Genomic DNA, 2798 nt, shown 5'->3' with positions numbered 1-2798 from the left:
CCCCATCCCAGTCATCGCATCTAGGAGTAATTCATGAATTAACCCTACCTAGTAATTAGACTGTCGGTTGGATGGTTTTTGCTGGAGCTAGTTTTAGTTGAGTTTGGAGATCGACGAGGTTAACGCCAACTAAGTTTGGTAGCACGATGTCAGCGGCTCCAACGCGAGTAATTGGGCCGATACCGATCGATCGCATTCCTGCCGCGATCGCCGCTTGAACGCCCACGGTGGCATCTTCTACGACCACACATCGAGCGGGCGCGAGTCCGATCTGTTGAGCAGCGTGGAGAAATAAGTCTGGGGCTGGCTTAGGAGCCTCGACACTATCACCATCCGCGATCGCATCCACTAGATTCCCGATCCCTAATTTCTCAATTACAGTCCGGGCATTTTTGCTGGCAGAACCGATCGCAATTTTGATGCCCGCTTGTCGGAGTTCTGTTAATAACTCGACTGCTCCTGGAAACAGATCTTGGGGGGTAATTGTGGCCATCGATTCCAAGTAATAACGATTTTTGCGCTCCATCATCTCCTGAAGTGCAGTTTCCGAATACTGTTTGTCGCCGACAATATGCATCAGCGATTCACGACGAGACACACCACGGAGAGCTTCATTTGCCTGTCTATCGAAGGGTAGTTTTTCCTCATCAGCCAGTCGTTGCCAAGCCAGGTAGTGGTATTCGGCAGTATCTGTCAACACGCCATCGACATCGAAGATATAGCCCTGAATATCTGTAGTTGAAACAACTGAGGGCGAGAGGTTGAAATGGTGCCAAGTGCCGCGCCAGTTTAGTTTGAATTTGAGCTGCGTCCAATTCGGTGGCAGATGGGGAGTCGCCACGGGGCCGTTTTCCGTCAGTTTGATGCCACCGAAGCCGAACACTAATGCTTGCCAAACACCACCTGCGGAAGCTGCATGAATCCCATCTTCACTGTTACCAAAAGTGTTTTTGAGATCGATGAGAGCTGCCCGCATGAAGTGTTCGTAGGCATCTACCGATTTATCCAGACTGGCGGCGAGAAGTGCTTGAACAGATGCGCCGAGGGATGAGCCTTGGGTGATATCGGTGCGGGGGGTGTAGTAGTTCCAGTTTTCATGCAGGATGTCCTGACGATTGGCAAATTCTGGCGTATTGAATAGGAGATAGAGCAGCATCAGCACATCGGGTTGCTTGATGACTTGGCTCTGATTTGTTAATGCCATGCCGAGGACAGATTGGATCGACTTAGTGCGTGGTTCGTAGTCACTCAATTCGATGTCCTGGAGCGCGAAAAAGCCCTCGAACTGTTCAATCAGAAGTGTTTCGGGATTGTAAGGAATGTACATCTGCGCGATCGTCGAGTGAAAAGCGAGGATCTGCACTGGCGTGAGTTGGAGCTGTTGGCTCAGTTCAGGTGCCCGCGCTGGAAACGTTTGCTGTAGCCATTCATAGACTTCCACAGCTTTTTCTAGATGCCATTGCACCAGCCGATTGGTGTAGGCATTGTTTCGCACATCCTCGTGATATTCATCGGTACCAATCACCCCACACAGTTCATAGCGTTGCTGCTTCTCATGCCACTCCACCCGACTCAGCCAGAATAGAGCAGTATCGAGGATAATTTCGGCTCCGCGATCGCGCATCCAGATATCGTCACCCGTTGCTTGCCAGTATTGCCAGACACCATAGGCAATGTCCGCACTAATATGAATCTCGCGCTCCCCATTCCAAATGCGGACAGGTTCCACATAAGGATCGCTCGACAGCGACCATTTGGGGGTCATTTCATCGCCTGTTGCTGCACTTTCCCAGGCAAACATCGCCCCTTTACAACCAGCGTGGGCGGCTTTGCGTCTCGCTCCAGCTAGGGTGTCATAGCGATAGTTGAGGAGGCTACAGGCGATCGCAGGTTGCGTGAAGGTGAAAAAGGGCAGGATAAAAATTTCGGTATCCCAAAAGATATGCCCCCGATAGCCAAATCCCGACAAGGTTTTGGCGGGAACGCTGTCGGGGTCAGTATCGATCGATCCCTGCGGAGTACAGCCACCAATGAAGAGTTGAAATAAGTTGTAGCGAACTGCTAATTGAGCAGTAAGATCGCCCTCAATCTCCACATCGCTGTACTCCCAAACTGCTTCCCAAGCTTGCTGATGGGCGGCAAGGAGGATTGGATAGGCTGTCAGTTCGGCTAATTTGGCTTGAGCCGCCTGAACTGGTGAGTTGGTTTCGCCAGAGGTAAATACCGTTACCACCTTCTCCACACCGATCTTATTCCCCGCTGTGGCGACAAAAGTAGTTGTCAAGGTGGGACAGTCGGGTGTATTGATAACCTGAGATTTAGCCTCAGCACCAAGTGCGGTCATTTTCGCAGCCATGCCGAGTTCGATCTGAGTACTGCGGGTGCGAACGTGGAGCCAGACTCCTTGCTCTGTCTTGCCTCGGTTGAGATGCTCCCAGTGGTCGAAGCCTTGATTTTCGGGATAACCATTGATGCTCGACTGCACCTCGATGGTGCCATCAAAATCGATCGGCGTAATCTCACAGCGCAGTGCTAATACCTGCTCGTCTGCCAGACTTGCAAATCGTTCAAACTTTAAATCCACGGTATTTCCCTGTGGACTCCGCCAGCGGATCGATCGACTCAAAACCCCCTGTCGCAAGTCCAGCCGCCGCTCGTAGGCGATAATTTCACCACGATCTAATCGAAACTGTTCGCCATTAATAATTACCACCAATAACAGCCAGTCGGGACAGTTTGCCAGCTCGGTATACACCACAGGAGTATCGTCATACAACCCATTAATTAAGGTAATTGGT

At 51.1% G+C, this 2798-nt stretch carries 1 protein-coding gene; it reads right to left on the bottom strand.

The window, feature by feature from the left end:
- Positions 1-55 precede the first annotated feature (55 nt).
- The coding region (pgmB, locus tag ACEW9I_RS24200) for a beta-phosphoglucomutase (protein ID WP_373542894.1) at positions 56-2798 on the bottom strand (2743 nt) is incomplete at its 5' end.

This window comes from Chamaesiphon sp. (genome assembly GCF_041738855.1).
GTDB lineage: Bacteria > Cyanobacteriota > Cyanobacteriia > Cyanobacteriales > Chamaesiphonaceae > Chamaesiphon.
The sequence above is the reverse complement of the archived record's forward strand: the minus strand, read 5'-3'. Positions and strand labels throughout refer to the sequence as shown.